The following is a 16468-nucleotide window of genomic DNA, read 5'->3' on the forward strand; positions in this document are numbered from 1 at the left end:
GCTGAAAGTGTTGGCGCAGCCATAGCTATTTTTTGCCATTGGTGAGATTTACCAACCTCGACTCTAGACTAAATATGTATAAGTTTGCCCCAGCTTGGGAAAAGGAGCAAATAGTTTTTGGTGCTGCACGACCTGGATACACTGACAAGAATGTTCAGGATTGGATAGAATTCATGAAGCGCCAAAATATCAAGCGTGTTTGCTGTCTTCTTGATGAACAACAGCTAGCTTCTTACTCCGATCTTCTAAACATATACAAACAGGAATTTGGGAATCAGGTAGTTTGTTGGGCACCAATTGCAGATTTCCATTTATCTGATTTAGAAACCCTCACACAAAAAATACTTCCTTTCTTAATAGAAGCAGATAAAGAAAATGAGAAAGTAGTTGTACATTGCTCTGGTGGAATTGGACGTACTGGACATGTGTTAGCGGCATGGCTAGTTAGTATCCGAGGATTATCAAATAAAGCCGCAATAAATGCTGTCAAAAGAACAGGTAGAAATCCTTATGAAGCTGCGATCGCTGCTGTATTTAGAGGTAGAAATCCCTTGACAGTTGTAAAAGAGCTTGGCGTGCTTCTGAATGATTGCCGTCTCGCACTGAATAAAACATTTTGATCCTATGATCCTGTTTAATCAGTCTATTGATGAGGTAAATTCTATGGCAATGGTTCTAGATAAAATAGTTCCTTTTGGAAGGTCAATGGATGAATATACAAAAATATTCAATTTAACAAATGCAGATTTAAATAAAAGAATCATTGGGATTGGAGATGGGCCGGCAAGCTTTAATGCAGAAATGACACGTCAGGGTAAAAGTGTAGTTTCTGTTGACCCTCTGTACCAATTTTCCAGTGATGAAATATTGAAAAGATTTAATAAAGTGGTAGATAACATCATTAATCAAGTCAAGGCTACATCAAATGAGTGGGTATGGAGCTATCATAAATCCCCTGATGATTTGCGACACAATCGAGTTAAAGTTATTCGAGAATTTTTGTCTGATTATGAAGCTGGCAAAAAAAGCAACAGATACACAATCGGTGAATTGCCAAAATTGGCATTTAATAATCAAGAATTTGACATAGCGCTTTGTTCACATTTACTGTTTTTATATTCCGACCATCTCGATTACGATTTTCACTTAAATTCAGTAGGTGAGATGTTGCGTATTGCTAAAGAAGTCAGAATATTTCCCTTGATAACTTTAATGTGGAAACATTCACAACATTTAGATGAAATAGTTAAATATTACACTTCCAAGGGTTATAAGATAGATATTGAAAAGGTTGAATACGAACTCCAGCCTGGTGGAAACCAGATGTTGAAGATAACCAGATATGTTATATAATTCGTATCTATAAAGAATTGGTATAACCATCCAGTGTATAGATTGTTAGGTATATTATTCCGCAAACATTTCAGCCAAAGTATCTAAAACTGCTTTTTGTTCATCAGAGTCAATCTGACCTAGCTTTTTGACTAATCGAGCTTTGTCAACAGTACGAATTTGATCCAGAACGATTTGCCCATCCTTGCCCTGAAACTCACAAGTGACACGAGTCGGATAAGGCTGTCCTTTAGTTGTCATCGGAGCAACAATAATCGTGGCAATATATTTATTCATCTCATCTGGTGAAATTACTACATAGGGTCTTGTCTTCTGAATCTCACTGCCAACTGTTGGGTCGAGGTTAACCAAAAACACATCAAATCGATTGACTACCCCCCTGAACAGTTACACATTTGCGGGCTTAATTCCTTATAAAAAGCTACTTCCGTGACTCACGTTATGAAGCCATCATTTCTCTTCAAAATGGTAATTTATACTTTAGGCAATACTTCTGTGATGTCGGCAAAATATGAGATCAGCTCAATTTAGCGTTCAGACATAATTGGGTTATGAAAAATAAAACCTGTTTTGGATGCTCAGGTATCGGAGCCTATATGCCAAAGTTCTTGGTATTTAGCGCCTACGCTGTGATTACTGTTGCGGCTTTCTCGCTGTCTGGTTGTATACGCGAGAAAACAAAAAAAATTGTCGGATTTTCGCAGACGGAGAACATCGGCCCGTGGCGCATTGCCGAAACGAACAGCATTAAGGAGGAGGCTGCCAAGCGTAAGAAAACTTACGATTTTCTGATGACGGATGCTCAGGGGCAGACATCGAAGCAATTTGCCGACATTGAGGATCTAATCGCACGACAAGTTGATGTCATATTGTGAGTATGAGGGTCTTACGCCTGCCCTAGAAGCAGCAAGAGCGGCAAAAATACCAGTTTTTCTGATCGACCGTGAAGCGGCGGGAAGACCAGGTGAACATTTTGTCAGCTTTCTGGGGTCGGATTATTATCGCCCAAGGCCGCCGCGTTGGCGAATGGTTGGCTAAGGCAACCGACGGCAAGGCATCCATCGTGGAACTCACCGGAACAGCCGGTTCATCGGTTGCAATTGATCGGGCTAAGGGGTTTCGTAATGCGATCGCCATTTATCCCAACATGAAAATCATCGCCACGCAGACGGCAGATTTTTCGCGGGCTGCGGCCCAACGTGTAATGGAAAACATCATCCAGGCTAAGGGTTCCGATATTACCGCAGTGTATGCTCACAACGACGAAATGGCATTAGGTGCGATCCAGGCTCTCAAATCCGCAGGTATGAAGCCTGGTAAGGATGTGATGGTCGGTTCAATCGATGGTCAGAAAGCCGCGCTTGAGGCGATAATTCGTGGTGAGCTTGGCGTGAGTGTCGAGTCGAACCCGCGTTTTGGCTCACTTGTTTTCGCCACGATGGAAGAGTATTTTGCTGGTAAGAAAATTCCTCCTCGGATTATTCTCAAGGACAGACTCTTCGACGTGACCAACGCTAAGGATTTTGTAGATGAAGCATACTAATACCAATTTGTAATTCGTAATGGGCTACGCCCCGCTACGCTAACGTAATTCGTAATTAAGAAAGTCTATTATTTGGGTTTCGGGGTTTGAATGTGTTGCCGGATTTTTGAGAATTGGTATAAGTAGTTCTCACCCTAAAATAGAAAAAAGATAACCTGGAATTTTCCTGAGCCTCCACGATAGATAAATAAATATTACTTACCATAGTGCAAAGTGAAGGATCTCCACTATCGGCAATTAAGACAAAAACTAGGTAAAGCCGATGAATCAGGCGACTAGAAATGTCCTGTGCATGACGGGTATAAAAAAAAGTTTTTCCGCCGTGCCAGCGCTCTGGGGTGTGGATTTTGAACTGAAGGCAGGCGAGATTCATGCACTGGTCGGAGAAAATGGCGCTGGCAAATCGACGCTGATTAAGATCGTGACGGGGGCTTATCGACGTGATTCGGGTGTTATGGAGTACGACCAGAAAACCGTTGCATTCCAAACCCCGACTGAAGCACAGGCGGCAGGTATCGTAGCCGTCTACCAGGAAATTCAACTCGTGGGTTTGAGAACTGTTGCCGAGAATATTTTTCTGGGCAGAGAGCCGCATCGCTTCGGCATCATTGACAGACGGGCGATGAACGCTAGGGCGGCCGATATCCTAGAGCGCCTGGGGTTGCATATCGACCCGTACTCAGTGGTTGGTTCGCTAAATATTGCCCATCGCCAGATGGTGGCGATCGCCCGCGCCATCTCCTTTGGTGCGCGGGTGCTGATCCTCGATGAACCCACAAGTTCGCTGACGGAAACTGAAGTTGCTGTTCTTTTTGATGTTATGCGGCGGCTAAAGTCGGAAGGGACATCCATCGTCTATGTCAGTCACCGTTTTGAAGAACTTTACGCCGTATGCGATCGCGTGACAGTATTGCGTGATGGGCACAACATTGTGACGCGATCGCTGTCTACGCTGACTCGTCTGGAACTCGTTTGTTTTATGCTGGGTCGTAAACCCGAAGAGGTGAGCAAAGGAGTCACGGCGTTTGCAGGACACTCGCAAAACACGCCTTCTCAGCCAGTGCTACTCCAAGCGGAAGCTCTCAAATATAAAAAACGGCTTAATGGTGTTTTCATTGAAATGCGGCAGGGCGAAATCGTTGGGCTTGCGGGTTTACTCGGCTCTGGTCGTAGTGAAACGGTGCGTGCCTTGTTTGGGGCTGAACCACTTGAGAGTGGAACTGTAAAACTCGAAGGTAGTCTTTTATCGCTGCACGATCCTCATGATGCGATCGCTGCTGGCATAGCTTTCCTTTCAGAGGATCGTAAAGCGGACGGCATCATCCCTGAGCTTTCGGTGCGCGAAAACCTCACGCTTGCTGCCCTACCGAACCTCACACAATGGGGCATCGTTTCCAGAAAACAACAGAACGAACTTGTAGAGCGTTTCATGCAACGTCTTGACATCAAAGCAGCCAGCGCCGAGCAGAAGATCCACGAACTATCAGGCGGCAATCAGCAGAAGGTGCTTCTGACGCGATGGCTGTGCAAGAATACAAAACTTCTTCTCCTTGATGAGCCAACTCGTGGTATTGATGTTGGTGCAAAGCGCGAGATCCAGCAGCTAATCGCCGAACTAGCAGAGCAAGGGCTGGGAGTTCTGATGATTTCATCGGAAGTGGAAGAGTTAGTTGAAGGCTCGCAACGTGTCGTTGTCCTGCGTGACGGGCAGTCAATCGCGGAACTCAGTGGCGAGCAGAAGAACATAAAGGCAATTCTGCACGCAATGGCAGAAGGTGCAGATCGTCAGGAAGCCGTCGGTGAACAATCCCAAACAGAGCAAAACCCAAATGAAGAGCAAGAAGCCTGATCGGGGTTGGGGAACCTTGTGGAATCCAAACTTCGGTGCATTTGCGGCACTCCTAATTCTCTATGTTGCGAACGCCGTCTTTACTCCGCGTTTTGCAACAGTTAGCAACACATTAAATATGTTGCTCCAAGTATCCACAACAATGTTGGTTGCCGTTGGTATGACCTTTGTCATTGCTTCCCGTGGCATCGATCTGACGGTTGGCTCTACTATGGCATTGGTTTCAGTCATTGTGGCATTGCTGATTAAGTATGGGATGACTGTTGCCATCTTGTTCGCTTTGAGCGCGGCTCTGTTGGTTGGTTTTATCAATGGTTTTCTGATCTCGCGTCTAAAACTTGATGCCTTGATCACTACCTTGGCGGCTCTGATCTTATGGCGGGGGATTGCTCAAGTTATCGGGGACGGTAAGCTCGTTCCTTTTGTCAATCCGACATTTGAAGCGCTGGGAAAGGGCTATCTCGGTTCTATACCAATTCAAGTTGTAATTGCAGCAGTAGCGATCGCGGCAGCTTTTTTTTGTATCCGCTCTACGCTTTTCGGCCGTTATATCGTTGCAGTCGGCGGCAATGAGGAGGCTGCACGGCTTGCGGGTATCCGTGCGGAGCGCGTGAAATATATAGTCTATATAATTAGTGCCCTGCTTGCCGGGGTTGCCGGACTTGTGGAGACAGCCAGGCTTGGCATGGGCGATCCGAGCAAGGTTGGTGTCAACGCAGAATTTGATGCGATCGCGGCTGTTGTTGTTGGCGGTACGCCCTTCTCCGGTGGACGCGCAAATGTCCTCGGTACTGTTGTCGGGGCCCTTCTTATGCAGGTGATTTCCACAAGTTTCAATATGCTGCTGATTCCCTTTACGTGGTCATTAGTTTTGAAATCCGTAATCATTCTTTTCGCCATTTTTTTGCAGCGACCGAGGGAGGTTTAACGCGTCATGGCTGCCACAAAGTCTCTTGCGCTTACGGGTTTGCGACGTTTTGCCAAGCTCATCACCTCCCAGGGCGTACTGTTCATGCTCCTTAGTTTGGCTGTTTTCGCATCCTTTCGTTATGAAACCTTCCTGACACCTCTTAATCTCATGAACATCATGCGACAGAATAGTATGCTGGCGATCGTGGCGCTAGGCATGACTGTCGTGATTCTGAGTGGAGGAATCGATCTGTCCGTGGGTTCCCTAGTTGCTTTGGGCGGTGTCGTCGCAGCAATGCTTGCCGGACAAGGAAGCTTTGTGGCGATCGCTGGCGGCATTGCTAGCACCACGTTACTGGGTGTGGTCAATGGTCTTCTCGTGTCTCGCGCACGGCTTCAGCCGTTCGTTGTGACGTTATTCACTGCCAGCGCTGCACGTGGGCTGGCGTTGAGCATCACCCAGGAGAGGTCGATTGCCGTATCATCGACAGCATCGGGATTTGTTTGGCTGGGTAGGGGGTTCATTGGTTGGGTTCCTGTACCCGTGCTGATAGTTGCACTCTTATATTTTGCAGCTTGGTTTATGCTGCACAGAAGCCGATTAGGTTTACACATATTCGCTATTGGGAACAACGAAGAAGCCTCCCGACTCATGGGCGTGAACCCGAATCAAGTAAAGCTTGCAGTCTACACATTTAGCGGGTTACTTTCAGGGCTTGCTGGTATTATTCTCGCAGGTCGTTTAGGAGCGGGTCAGCCTGTGGCTGCCTTTGGCTGGGAAACAGATGCGATCGCCGCGACCGTCATGGGAGGAACGTTTCTCGCAGGGGGTCAGGGGAGCGTGTTTCCGACGTTAGTCGGTGTACTTTTACTAGGAATGATGTATAACCTTTTAAATCTTGAGGGAACCATTACTCCTTGGTGGCAGCTCGTACTCCGTGGTGGCTTCTTACTTTTGGTTGTCCTTTTTCAGCAGCGTATTGTGCAGAGGGGCTGAGTTTATTGAAACGGAAGTTGTAGTTGTTCAGATGTCAGAGATGTAATTCAACTTAAAGGCAGTGGTTGGTGACTAATATTATTAACATAAGCTGATTCTCTAATAGTAGAAAAGTATGTGCCACCATTGATAAGTGCTAAATATTTATTGGGAGTTGTTAACCAAATGAAAGGCTAGAATTTGCTCTGTTAAAGCGGGAGTAACATCCCAAACAATTAGGAGGCCACACATATAAGTAAGTTTTTTTGTAGTGTCTCTTGCGATACTAATAATTCGCAGGCTTAATTGATGTCGCCAAGCATTTATGCAAATCAGTTGCACTTGCACTGGCAAACTTGGCTTTATCTTCAAAATTGGCGTGGTTGGAGGAAAAAAGACTATCTATCTGGCAATATTCAATGAATGCTTCCGTTATTACCTTATATAACCTGATTTTAGTTATTTTTCTTTTGTTTGCTAATGCTTATTGACCAATAAATGATTTTAAAGCATTTACTTAAACAATTTATATAAATAAAATTTTCATGACAACCACTTTATTGCGTGGCAGATTTATGATAGATATAGCGACCTAAATTTAATGCTTTTTTTTTAAGATAACCTGGCAAAGATTAGTAATGTATATGCCATAATGTCACGAGCTAGGGGTATATAAATTTATTGCTATACTTCAACACGTAAGTGGGGAAGGTATCAGTATTGGCTACGAAAAAATATAATGCTACTAGCTCGAACCCATCGTTCATCGATCGGGTAAAAACTCTTGCTATATACCGGAATTCAGTATTTGGGTCTGCATTTAATCTATAGCAGGGGTTGATTGAGTTATGGATAGGGAGGAATTTTGATGAAATTGTTAGATATAAAGAATCATGAGGTTAAATTAGCCTCTAAAACTGATAGTAATTTTGTGGACTTAACAGCAGCACACCCCCGACCATTGTTAAAGCGATCGCGCTGGCAAACTTTAAATGGGCAATGGAAATTCGCATTTGATGACCAAGGAAAATGTGTCGAACCCAGCGATTTTAACGAATGGTCTCATCATATAGAAGTTCCTTATGCGCCCGAATCTACCAAAAGTGGGATTAGCGATCGCGGTTTTCATCCAAACTGCTGGTACGAGCGGGAATTTGAAACACCACCAGGGGACGGCAGATTACTGTTACACTTTGGCGCTGTGGATTATCGCGCTCGTGTGTGGGTAAACGATAAATACATAGCCGAGCATGAAGGCGGACACACTTCTTTCACTCTCGATATTACCCATGCTTTAAATGACAGTGGTACAACAAAGGTAACAGTGTGGGCGCAAGACGATCCGCACGACCTCGCCAAACCTCGTGGTAAACAAGATTGGCACTTGAAACCCCATAGTATTTGGTATCCTCGCACGAGTGGTATTTGGCAGACAGTCTGGCTAGAACGCGTAGGTGAAACTTATATCGGAAATCTTCGTTGGATTCCCGACTGCGAACGGTGGGAAATTGGGTTTGAAGTTGGGCTGGCTGGTAATTTACCTACTTCGGGTGTACAAATTAAAATTAAACTCAGCGCTGGCGATCGCGTTTTAGCAAGCGATAGTTATGAAGTATTCAATGGAGAAATTACCCGCCGCATTGTTCTGAGCGATCCGGGTATTGACGATTGCCGTAATGAATTACTGTGGAGTCCAGAAAAGCCGACGCTGATAGATGCCCAAATTCAGCTATGGGATAACGATCGTCTTTTAGATGAAGTGCAATCTTATACAGCGATGCGGACTGTCAGCATTCAGCGCGATCGCTTTATGCTCAACGGTCGTCCCTACTATCTCCGTTTAGTCCTCGACCAAGGGTATTGGCCTGAGACATTAATGACTCCACCTAGTGACGAAGCATTACGACTTGATGTAGAACTCGTGAAAGCTATGGGTTTTAACGGAGTACGCAAACACCAAAAAATTGAAGATCCCCGCTTTTTATATTGGGCAGACGTTTTAGGGTTGTTAGTATGGGAGGAGATGCCCAGCGCTTACCGCTTCACGCCGAAAGCCGTGGAACGCATGACCCGTGAATGGACGGAAATCATCAAGCGAGATGTCAGCCATCCTTGTATTGTGGCGTGGGTGCCGTTTAATGAATCTTGGGGTGTGCCAAATTTGATTGAGACGGCGGCTCATCGTAACTACGTGTTGGCAATGTATCACCTAACTAAAACTCTCGATCCGACTCGCCCAGTAATTGGTAACGATGGTTGGGAAAGTACCGATACCGACATCCTCGCTATTCACGACTATGAACGCCAGCCTGAGCGATTAGCTCATCGTTACAGACCGGATATTCAGATATCAGATTTATTTGAGCGTAGCCGTCCTGGGGGGCGTATTCTCACCTTGGATAACTATCCCCATCAGGGACAACCAGTGATGTTAACCGAGTTCGGTGGCATCGCCTACGCGCCTCTTGACCAACCTAATGCCGATCAAGCTTGGGGATATGAAAACTGCTCGAATATCTCCGAATTACAAATGAAATACGCTGCACTGTTGGAAACAGTTAATAACATTGAGCTATTTAGCGGATTCTGTTACACCCAATTAACAGATACCTTTCAAGAAGCTAACGGTTTATTGTACGGCGATCGCACCCCGAAATTTCCTATTGAGGCAATCCGCGCTGCAACCCTCTCAGGACAAGGATTATGTACTCCCACAAGCTGTTAAAGCCCGACGGACGCAAACTCAAGTTATACAGTCGCTATCCAATTACTAACCAGTTAGAAGCCCCTAGCCCTAGTAATGAGCCAGTGCAAGCTAATCCCCACTTGCGCTGGCATCCCTTGCGGGGTGAATGGGTAGCTTATGCTAGTCACCGTCAAGGGCGGACATTCATGCCGCCCCCAGAATATAATCCCCTCGCACCTACCACCAACCCTGAGTTTCCAACGGAACTACCCCAAGGTAAGTATGACGTGGCAGTGTTTGATAACCGCTTTCCCTCAATGAGTCTGACAGCCAACAATCCACCTAATACCATCGTGGAAACGTTACCAGCGAATGGAGCCTGTGAGGTAGTGGTTTTTACTCAAGATGCCAGCGCCTCCTTGAGTTCCTTAGAGTTGGATCATCTAGATTTGCTATTGGAAGTGTGGGGCGATCGCACCCGCGAACTAGGTTTAGATCCTGAAATTCAGTATGTGCTGCCCTTTGAAAATAAAGGGGTAGAGGTAGGTGTAACATTGCACCATCCCCACGGGCAAATTTACGCTTATCCTTTTATACCACCTGTTCCGGCGCGGATGCTGTCAATGCAGCAGGAGTATTATGAAAAACATCGGCGGGGTTTACTGCAAGACTTGATTCAAAAGGAAATTGCAGCCGATCAACGGATTATTTATCAAGATGAGTATGCGATCGCATTTGTCCCAGTCTGCGCTCGTTACCCCTATGAAGTCTGGATTGCACCAAAAGAGCCAGTTAGCACTTTTATGGATCTCACCCCAGAACAACGTTGGGGACTCGCCAAAGCTTTAAAAACTGTCACTCTCAAGTATGACGGCTTGTGGAATCGCCCATTTCCTTACTTGATGGCTTGGTTCCAAGCGCCAACTGACGGTTTAGCGCATCCCGAAGCGCATTTACACGCCGAGTTTTTTCCACCATATCGGACAAGCGAAAGGCTAAAGTATCTTGCGGGAACTGAACTTGCAGCAGGGATGTTTGCCAATGATGCTTTACCGGAGGAAAAAGCGAAGGAACTACAAGCTGTGGCTGTAGATATTGAAATGCTGATTTCCGCATAAAGGAAAGATATGCAAGTAAAACAAGGCGCATCTGTCATAAGATGCGTTTCTTGTTCATAAAAATAATCTATGATATAAGGCTTGAGATAAAATAGTCTTATGAGCAATTTAGAAAGTATTACAATTCATCAATTTAGAGGACTTCGAGATTTAGAACTAAAGGATCTCGGACGTATTAACCTGCTTGTTGGTATCAATAACTCAGGTAAAACCAGTGTTTTGGAAGCATTATCTATTTACTGTCATCCATTAGATATTAGAGCATGGCTGAGTACAGCACGTCAAAGAGAGCAGGATATTAGAGCGCGCACTCCACTTATTGATGCACTAAGATGGTTATTTACAAATCATACTTCGTTTGCTGTAGAACCTTATAAACCAATTATTCTTATTTCTAGCACTGGTTTATTTCCTGTCAATAGGTTGATAGCAAGTTATGAAGAAATGGAGGGAATACGTTTATCTGAAGGAAACAACACAATAAATATTAGTGGTACAAATGATGAAGAAATTGGTAACGATAATGAGCAAGAAATTGAAACTGAAGACAGCCCAGGAGTTCGGAAGGGAATTGATTTAAAAATAGAGATATTGAAAGATGATCATCTGTTAACTTTACTTGGTGAATCACCTACTTTTGTTGAATATTTTTCACTATGGGAGGATGAACCTTTATATAGACTATCAGGAACCAGAGAGCCTAGTTTGAATACTGCCACAGTTACACCATCATCTCATCGTTCAGCAATTGGTCAATTTCGATTACTTTCAGAAGCTAGGTTTCAAAATTTTAAATCTGATGTTGTAAAATTATTACAACAGATGGATACAAACATTTCCGATATCGAAATTTTATTATCTCCAGAATCTATTAGTTCTCAATTTAATATTTATATTCAACATGAAAAACTAGGACTTGCACCGATTAGCACTTTTGGGGATGGTATTCGTCGTTTATTGCATATAGCTCTGAAACTTGCCAGCGTAAAAGGTGGTATTCTTTTGATTGATGAATTAGAATCAACAATTCATACGGAAGCCTTACAAAGTTCTTTTCAGTGGCTGGTTAAATGGTGTACAGAAATGGATGTTCAATTATTTGCAACTACCCATAGTCTTGAAGCTGTTGATGCTTTATTAGAAGTAACCGAATCTGATTCAGATTTAGTGCTTTATCGGTTAGAACCAAAGGAAGAAAAAACAAGAGTAATCAGACATGATGGACATAGATTAAGACGGTTAAGAGAAGAATTAGGTCAGGAGGTGCGTTGGTGAGTCGAGAATATGTTTTAATTGGTGTTGAGGGAAATCATGATCAAGCTTTTATATCTAAAATTTTATGTAAATTATTGGGCTTTTCTAAATTTGACGGTAATGTATCTGAATTAAATGGAATTTGGCGCAAGTTCATTCCTGTATATCCTCCAAAAACAGGAAAATTATATTTAAGATTAGATATGCCAACAATATTATATAATGACCGAATATCCTTGGCTATATATGCAGGTGAAGGAAGTAATTTAATTACTAATTTGAAAGATAAATTATCTGATATTGATTGTTCTAGTCTTTTTGCTTTTGCGATTGTAGCTGATGCTGATAAAGATAGACCTAATCAAGTTGCAGAAGAATATTATCAAGGCTTTAAAGAATATTTTCCTGATTTTCCCACCACAGTTAGTGAAAGTGGTAATGTAATAGCAGGATCACCAAGATTGGGAATTTACATATTACCAGATAATTCTCAACAAGGTGTGTTAGATACTTTGATTTGTGATTGTGGAGATTTGGTTTATCCTGAATATATGCAAAGAGCAAGAGAGTATATAAATAAATTTTCTGAAGAAGAAAGAAATAAAAAGCCTTTAAAGTGGAAACCGTTTGATCAAGAAAAGGCTATAATTGCCACGGTTGTAAGTGTTTTGAAACCAGGTAAGACTAATCAAACAAGTATTAGTGATAATCATTGGATTGGTGCTGAAACATCGGAAATTCCAGTAATTCAAAACTTAACTACATTTTTCAGGGGTTTGTTAAATTTATAACCTATATTCCGCAGATATTAAAGCAGGAGTAATCCAGCAGTAATTGTGATCGCTAGTGTACCATTTGGAATACCAACCTCAGACAGACGCAGACAGACGTAAGTAAATTTGATAATCATCTGTATCTATCTGTGTTTTTCCTATGAACGAAGAAGTCTCCAAAAAACTAGAGTTAATCAGGGAAACCTTGCGTGAAACCGAAGTGCAAGTCCAAGGCGTGCGTTTGCGCGGTACAGACTGGTTTGCTTGGGCAACGGCTGGCGCTTCTAACACCGTGCTGCTGACTGCTGAAACTGGCGTAGCAGAAGTATTAGTAACTACTGAAGATGCCTGGGTATTGACGGATGAAATTGAAGCCCAGCGTCTTAAGGATGAAGAACTGCCTGCTAATTTTAAGGTGTATGTCAACCCTTGGGCTGATTATGCTGCCCGTGAGTCTTTCGTTCGTGATGTAATTGGCGGCGGAATAGCAATTAGCGATCGCCCCATTTCCAATTTAGAAAAGCCGTTACCCCCATCTCTGCAAATCCATAAACGGGTAATGATGTCAAGCGAATTAGAGCGATATCGTCAAGTTGGGCAAAAAGCTAGTCAGGCAATGACAGAGGTACTCAAAGCCGCCAAGCCAACTTGGACAGAATATCAATTAGCGGGTGCTGGTGCAGAGGCGTTATGGGGGAAAGGGTTGCATCCAGCGCTGACACTGGTAGCGGGTGAGAGGCGTTTACCGCTATACCGTCATGCAACAGCCACTGGAGAACAGATTGGACGGCAAGCGATGCTGGTGTTTTGCGCTAGAGGTTACGGTTTGTATGCAAATCTGACTCGATTTGTTTGTTTTGGTGAGCTTTCAGGCGAACAGGCCGAATTGCATTCCCATGTGCGTGAAGTAGAAGCAGTAATTTTGAATTTGTGCCAACCCGGAACCACACTCGATGCAGTTTATCACGCCCTAGCTCAGGCTTATGAGCAGCATGGATTTCCCAATGCCATCCGCGAACACCACCAGGGAGGAACCACTGGATATTTAGCGCGAGAAATCGTAGCAAATCCAACCACTACTGATCCTTTGGCAGAAGGTATTGCTGTCGCTTGGAACCCTAGTTTAGTAGGGGCAAAAATTGAAGATACTTTTGTGATTTTGAAAGATGGAAAGTTAGAAAATCTGACTTTTGATCCAAATTTTCCTAATGTTGAGGTAGAAGGAAGGTTACGCCCTGTACCTTTGTATAATTAAAAATTATGGATTTTCAACAAGTATTCGGTAAACCATCTGAAACTAAAGCGAGTGCGCCAGGAAGAGTAAATTTACTCGGCGAACATACCGACTATAACGACGGATTCGTTCTGCCAACTGCGATTCCTCAATCTACGACGGTACAGCTAGGTTTGAGTAGCGATAGCCAGCATCACTTTTACTCGGAAAATCTCAACGAGCAAGTGAACATTTCAGATATTAATCGTACTCCGTCTGGATTCGGAAGTTATATTTTTGGCTGTATTGAGGTTTTGCAAAAAGCAGGATATACAATCCCATCGCTTTGTGTATACGTCCAATCATCGGTTCCTATAGGTTCGGGTTTGTCTAGCAGCGCGGCTTTAGAAGTGGCAACACTTCGGGCAGTACGCCAACTTCTGAAACTTCCCATTGATGATGTTGAAATCGCCCAATTTGCCCAGCAAGCAGAAATTCATTATGCTGGCGTGCAATGCGGCATCATGGATCAGATGGCTTCTAGTTTGGCTGATACCGAGCATATCTTGTTTTTAGATACTCGGACTTTAGAACGCCGGGTGATGCCTTTGCCTGAGAAGGCGGAGATTTTGGTTATTGATAGCGGTGTACCCCGCACACTAGCAAGTAGCGGTTATAACCAGCGTCGGGCTGAGTGTGAAGAGGCGGCGCGATCGCTAGGAGTTAAGGCACTACGAGATATTACTGATGTTGAAGTAACAGAAAAACTCCCCGAACCTTTACGCTGTCGCGCCCGTCATGTGATTACAGAAAATAACCGCGTCTTAGAAGTATTGCAAGGAGTAACATCTGAGCGCTTTGGGGAATTGATGAACGCATCCCACGCCAGTTTGCGAGATGATTACGAAGTATCCGTACCTGCCCTGGATACTTTAGTCGAAATGTTGCAAAAAACTCCAGGAGTGTTTGGTGCAAGACTTACAGGTGCTGGTTTTGGTGGGGCAAGTGTCGCTTTAGTTGCGGCTGGTGAAGCCAAAAGTATTGCAACTCATGTTCTTGAACAATACAAGCAAGCAGGTTACACCGGAGAAATTTTGGTTCCTTCTTTGGAGTTAAGTGATGCAGCCTAAAGTTGTTTATGGAAATGCAGCCGTTGAAGGTGTAAATCGTTGGGGATGGTTCATGGGTCACTTTATCACCCCTGAAGACGATCCGCGTTCTACGGACATGCTAGAAGTAAAATGGGCTGTTCACAAAGCAGGTGAGAGTAGAACTGAATGGGCAGTAAATAACCAAGCTGCGACGCTTTCAATTCTCATTCACGGAGAATTTCGCCTGCAATTTGAAGATAGAGAAATTTTATTATCTCGTGAAGGTGATTATGTTCTTTGGTGTGCAGGTATATCCCATTGGTGGGTTGCTGATTCCGACTGCACTATTTTGACTGTCAGATGGCCTTCAAAGCCGGGTGATAGTGTTGCAATGCCTGGAGCATCAAAGAGTTAGTTTGCAAAGTAATTAGGCATAAATAATTTTAATTAATTGTTACGGAGAATTGGTATCAGCCACTAATTTGCAAAATAGTGCGTTACTATCGACGAGCAATTAAAAAATCCCCTAGAGGTCAGATATTAATACGACTCTAGTTATAAGTTGAAGAGGATAAAAAAGATGGTTCAAAGTATAGGCGGTATAGCGAAATATTCAGCAACCGACCTAGACCGATTTGCTCAAAAACTGAATCAAGACGGAATTTGTGTGATTCCTGGTGTTTTTGAGCAAAAATTAATTGACGAGTGGGCACAAGCTTTTGAAAAATTATTTCACGAGCGTCAAAATCAACCAGGTGGGTTGGCTCCTCGTGAAGTTTCCCGCTACTATCTAACCTTGCCTTGGATTTACCCATTTGCTAATGAGTTAGTTTTTGCCAATCCAGTGATTAGGGGTATCTTAGATCGCGTGTTTTTCCAAGAATACGTAATGGTTCAGATGGGAGTTGATGTCCCATTCCAGGGTTCGGATTATCAGGAAACCCATCGGGATTTTCGCCCATTATTTAGCGATGGGCTACGCCCCGCCGTAGGCGATCGCATAGTAACCCCACTTTACGCCCTAGCAGTCAACTTTCCCCTTGTGGAAGTAACCGCAGAAAACGGCCCATTCCAAATGGCGCGTGGAACCCATGTTATACCGCGAGAAGAGGGATTAGAAAAAGTTGCTAGTGGTGAAATTCCGATGGAATCCTTTTATATGCAGCCAGGTGACGTGATGGTGCGATCGCCTTTAGCACTACATCGCGGTTCCCCAAATCTGACAAACCACCCAAGACCGATGGTAGTCATGGGCTATGCGATGCATTGGTTGCACACACCAAAGGTAGATTTGACTCTCCCACAAGACTATTATCAAAGCCTGCCAGAAAAACTAAAGCAGATGCTACGGTGTCAGCTAGTAGAAAGCTTACCTAAGAACAAAGTCGAAACTTACGTGAATTTCAAATACTAGTAGTTTTTCAAGCTAACTTTGACGAGTGAGACACCTCTTAAACATCTCTTTTTTCTCTGACTCTGTGCCCTCTGCGCCTCTGTGGTTCGTGCTTTACCCTTCAAACTTCGCTTGACAGACTACTAAGTACTTTGTCTCATTAAATTAGAGAGATAAGAAAACGAACCGCAAAGGACACAAAGGAAGAGGTAAAGAAGAAAAATTGAAAAGCTGATTCACCTATCATAATTAATGGATGCTGTTGGCGAAATATTCCTTAACATTACCGACAAAGGAAGCACGATGTCTG

General features: G+C 43.8%; 16 protein-coding genes. 15 read left to right on the top strand and 1 reads right to left on the bottom strand.

Annotated elements, in window-relative coordinates:
* Nucleotides 1-74 precede the first annotated feature (74 nt).
* Both HWQ42_RS35285 and HWQ42_RS35290 read left to right on the top strand, forming a co-directional pair.
* Nucleotides 75-620, top strand: a complete 546-nt coding sequence (locus tag HWQ42_RS35285; RefSeq protein ID WP_292820801.1) for a dual specificity protein phosphatase family protein — start codon at nucleotides 75-77, stop codon at nucleotides 618-620.
* Between the two features lie 43 nt (nucleotides 621-663).
* Complete coding sequence (locus tag HWQ42_RS35290) at nucleotides 664-1353, top strand: SAM-dependent methyltransferase (protein ID WP_292820804.1); 690 nt, start codon at nucleotides 664-666, stop codon at nucleotides 1351-1353.
* A 54-nt stretch (nucleotides 1354-1407) separates the two neighbouring features.
* Here HWQ42_RS35290 and HWQ42_RS35295 read toward each other — a convergent pair whose 3' ends face one another.
* The gene (locus HWQ42_RS35295; RefSeq protein WP_292820807.1) at nucleotides 1408-1710 is read right to left on the bottom strand and encodes a type II toxin-antitoxin system PemK/MazF family toxin; all 303 of its coding nucleotides are present in this window, start codon (nucleotides 1708-1710) and stop codon (nucleotides 1408-1410) included.
* Between the two features lie 194 nt (nucleotides 1711-1904).
* Between HWQ42_RS35295 and HWQ42_RS35300 the strand changes: the two genes are divergently transcribed.
* From HWQ42_RS35300 to HWQ42_RS35360, 13 genes are all read left to right on the top strand, one after another.
* Entirely contained in the window at nucleotides 1905-2228 is a 324-nt protein-coding gene (locus tag HWQ42_RS35300; RefSeq protein WP_292820809.1) for a hypothetical protein, read from the top strand.
* 89 nt (nucleotides 2229-2317) lie between these two features.
* Nucleotides 2318-2896, top strand: coding sequence for a substrate-binding domain-containing protein (locus HWQ42_RS35305; protein ID WP_292820812.1), 579 nt, complete (start codon nucleotides 2318-2320; stop codon nucleotides 2894-2896).
* Nucleotides 2897-3158: 262 nt separating this feature from the next.
* The gene (locus HWQ42_RS35310) at nucleotides 3159-4745 is read left to right on the top strand and encodes a sugar ABC transporter ATP-binding protein (protein WP_292820815.1); all 1587 of its coding nucleotides are present in this window, start codon (nucleotides 3159-3161) and stop codon (nucleotides 4743-4745) included.
* Nucleotides 4726-5673: an ABC transporter permease gene (locus HWQ42_RS35315; protein ID WP_292820818.1), complete on the top strand. Its 948-nt coding sequence runs from the start codon at nucleotides 4726-4728 to the stop codon at nucleotides 5671-5673. The genes HWQ42_RS35310 and HWQ42_RS35315 overlap by 20 nt, the downstream gene beginning before the upstream one ends.
* An 84-nt stretch (nucleotides 5674-5757) precedes the next feature.
* Complete coding sequence (locus HWQ42_RS35320; RefSeq protein ID WP_292820821.1) at nucleotides 5758-6651, top strand: ribose ABC transporter permease; 894 nt, start codon at nucleotides 5758-5760, stop codon at nucleotides 6649-6651.
* Nucleotides 6652-7498: 847 nt separating this feature from the next.
* Complete coding sequence (locus HWQ42_RS35325; RefSeq protein ID WP_292820824.1) at nucleotides 7499-9355, top strand: glycoside hydrolase family 2 protein; 1857 nt, start codon at nucleotides 7499-7501, stop codon at nucleotides 9353-9355.
* Nucleotides 9334-10434 carry a galactose-1-phosphate uridylyltransferase gene (gene galT / locus HWQ42_RS35330; protein WP_292820827.1) on the top strand — a complete coding sequence of 367 codons (1101 nt, stop codon included), beginning with the start codon at nucleotides 9334-9336 and terminating at the stop codon, nucleotides 10432-10434. Before HWQ42_RS35325 ends, galT begins: the two co-directional genes overlap by 22 nt.
* 99 nt (nucleotides 10435-10533) lie before the next feature.
* Entirely contained in the window at nucleotides 10534-11709 is a 1176-nt protein-coding gene (locus HWQ42_RS35335; protein ID WP_292820830.1) for an ATP/GTP-binding protein, read from the top strand.
* Entirely contained in the window at nucleotides 11706-12479 is a 774-nt protein-coding gene (locus tag HWQ42_RS35340) for a DUF3226 domain-containing protein (protein WP_099101201.1), read from the top strand. The genes HWQ42_RS35335 and HWQ42_RS35340 overlap by 4 nt, the downstream gene beginning before the upstream one ends.
* Before the next feature lie 142 nt (nucleotides 12480-12621).
* On the top strand, nucleotides 12622-13716 hold the full coding sequence (locus tag HWQ42_RS35345) for a M24 family metallopeptidase (RefSeq protein WP_292820833.1): 1095 nt from the start codon (nucleotides 12622-12624) through the stop codon (nucleotides 13714-13716).
* Between the two features lie 5 nt (nucleotides 13717-13721).
* Nucleotides 13722-14804: a galactokinase gene (gene galK, locus HWQ42_RS35350; protein ID WP_292820835.1), complete on the top strand. Its 1083-nt coding sequence runs from the start codon at nucleotides 13722-13724 to the stop codon at nucleotides 14802-14804.
* Entirely contained in the window at nucleotides 14794-15180 is a 387-nt protein-coding gene (locus HWQ42_RS35355) for a signal peptidase I (RefSeq protein WP_292820838.1), read from the top strand. The genes galK and HWQ42_RS35355 overlap by 11 nt, the downstream gene beginning before the upstream one ends.
* A gap of 165 nt (nucleotides 15181-15345) precedes the next feature.
* Nucleotides 15346-16179, top strand: a complete 834-nt coding sequence (locus HWQ42_RS35360) for a phytanoyl-CoA dioxygenase family protein (RefSeq protein WP_292820841.1) — start codon at nucleotides 15346-15348, stop codon at nucleotides 16177-16179.
* Nucleotides 16180-16468: the final 289 nt, after the last annotated feature.

Source organism: Nostoc sp. JL23 (genome assembly GCF_017115065.1).
Lineage (GTDB): Bacteria > Cyanobacteriota > Cyanobacteriia > Cyanobacteriales > Nostocaceae > Nostoc > Nostoc punctiforme_A.

Bases quoted from the DNA above. Each gene is read 5' to 3' on its own strand.
- HWQ42_RS35285 (WP_292820801.1), top strand. From the start codon at position 75: ATGTATAAGTTTGCCCCAGCTTGGGAAAAGGAGCAAATAGTTTTTGGT.
- HWQ42_RS35290 (WP_292820804.1), top strand. From the start codon at position 664: ATGGCAATGGTTCTAGATAAAATAGTTCCTTTTGGAAGGTCAATGGAT.
- HWQ42_RS35300 (WP_292820809.1), top strand. From the start codon at position 1,905: ATGAAAAATAAAACCTGTTTTGGATGCTCAGGTATCGGAGCCTATATG.
- HWQ42_RS35310 (WP_292820815.1), top strand. From the start codon at position 3,159: ATGAATCAGGCGACTAGAAATGTCCTGTGCATGACGGGTATAAAAAAA.
- HWQ42_RS35315 (WP_292820818.1), top strand. From the start codon at position 4,726: ATGAAGAGCAAGAAGCCTGATCGGGGTTGGGGAACCTTGTGGAATCCA.
- HWQ42_RS35320 (WP_292820821.1), top strand. From the start codon at position 5,758: ATGCTCCTTAGTTTGGCTGTTTTCGCATCCTTTCGTTATGAAACCTTC.
- HWQ42_RS35325 (WP_292820824.1), top strand. From the start codon at position 7,499: ATGAAATTGTTAGATATAAAGAATCATGAGGTTAAATTAGCCTCTAAA.
- galT (WP_292820827.1), top strand. From the start codon at position 9,334: ATGTACTCCCACAAGCTGTTAAAGCCCGACGGACGCAAACTCAAGTTA.
- HWQ42_RS35335 (WP_292820830.1), top strand. From the start codon at position 10,534: ATGAGCAATTTAGAAAGTATTACAATTCATCAATTTAGAGGACTTCGA.
- HWQ42_RS35345 (WP_292820833.1), top strand. From the start codon at position 12,622: ATGAACGAAGAAGTCTCCAAAAAACTAGAGTTAATCAGGGAAACCTTG.
- galK (WP_292820835.1), top strand. From the start codon at position 13,722: ATGGATTTTCAACAAGTATTCGGTAAACCATCTGAAACTAAAGCGAGT.
- HWQ42_RS35355 (WP_292820838.1), top strand. From the start codon at position 14,794: ATGCAGCCTAAAGTTGTTTATGGAAATGCAGCCGTTGAAGGTGTAAAT.
- HWQ42_RS35360 (WP_292820841.1), top strand. From the start codon at position 15,346: ATGGTTCAAAGTATAGGCGGTATAGCGAAATATTCAGCAACCGACCTA.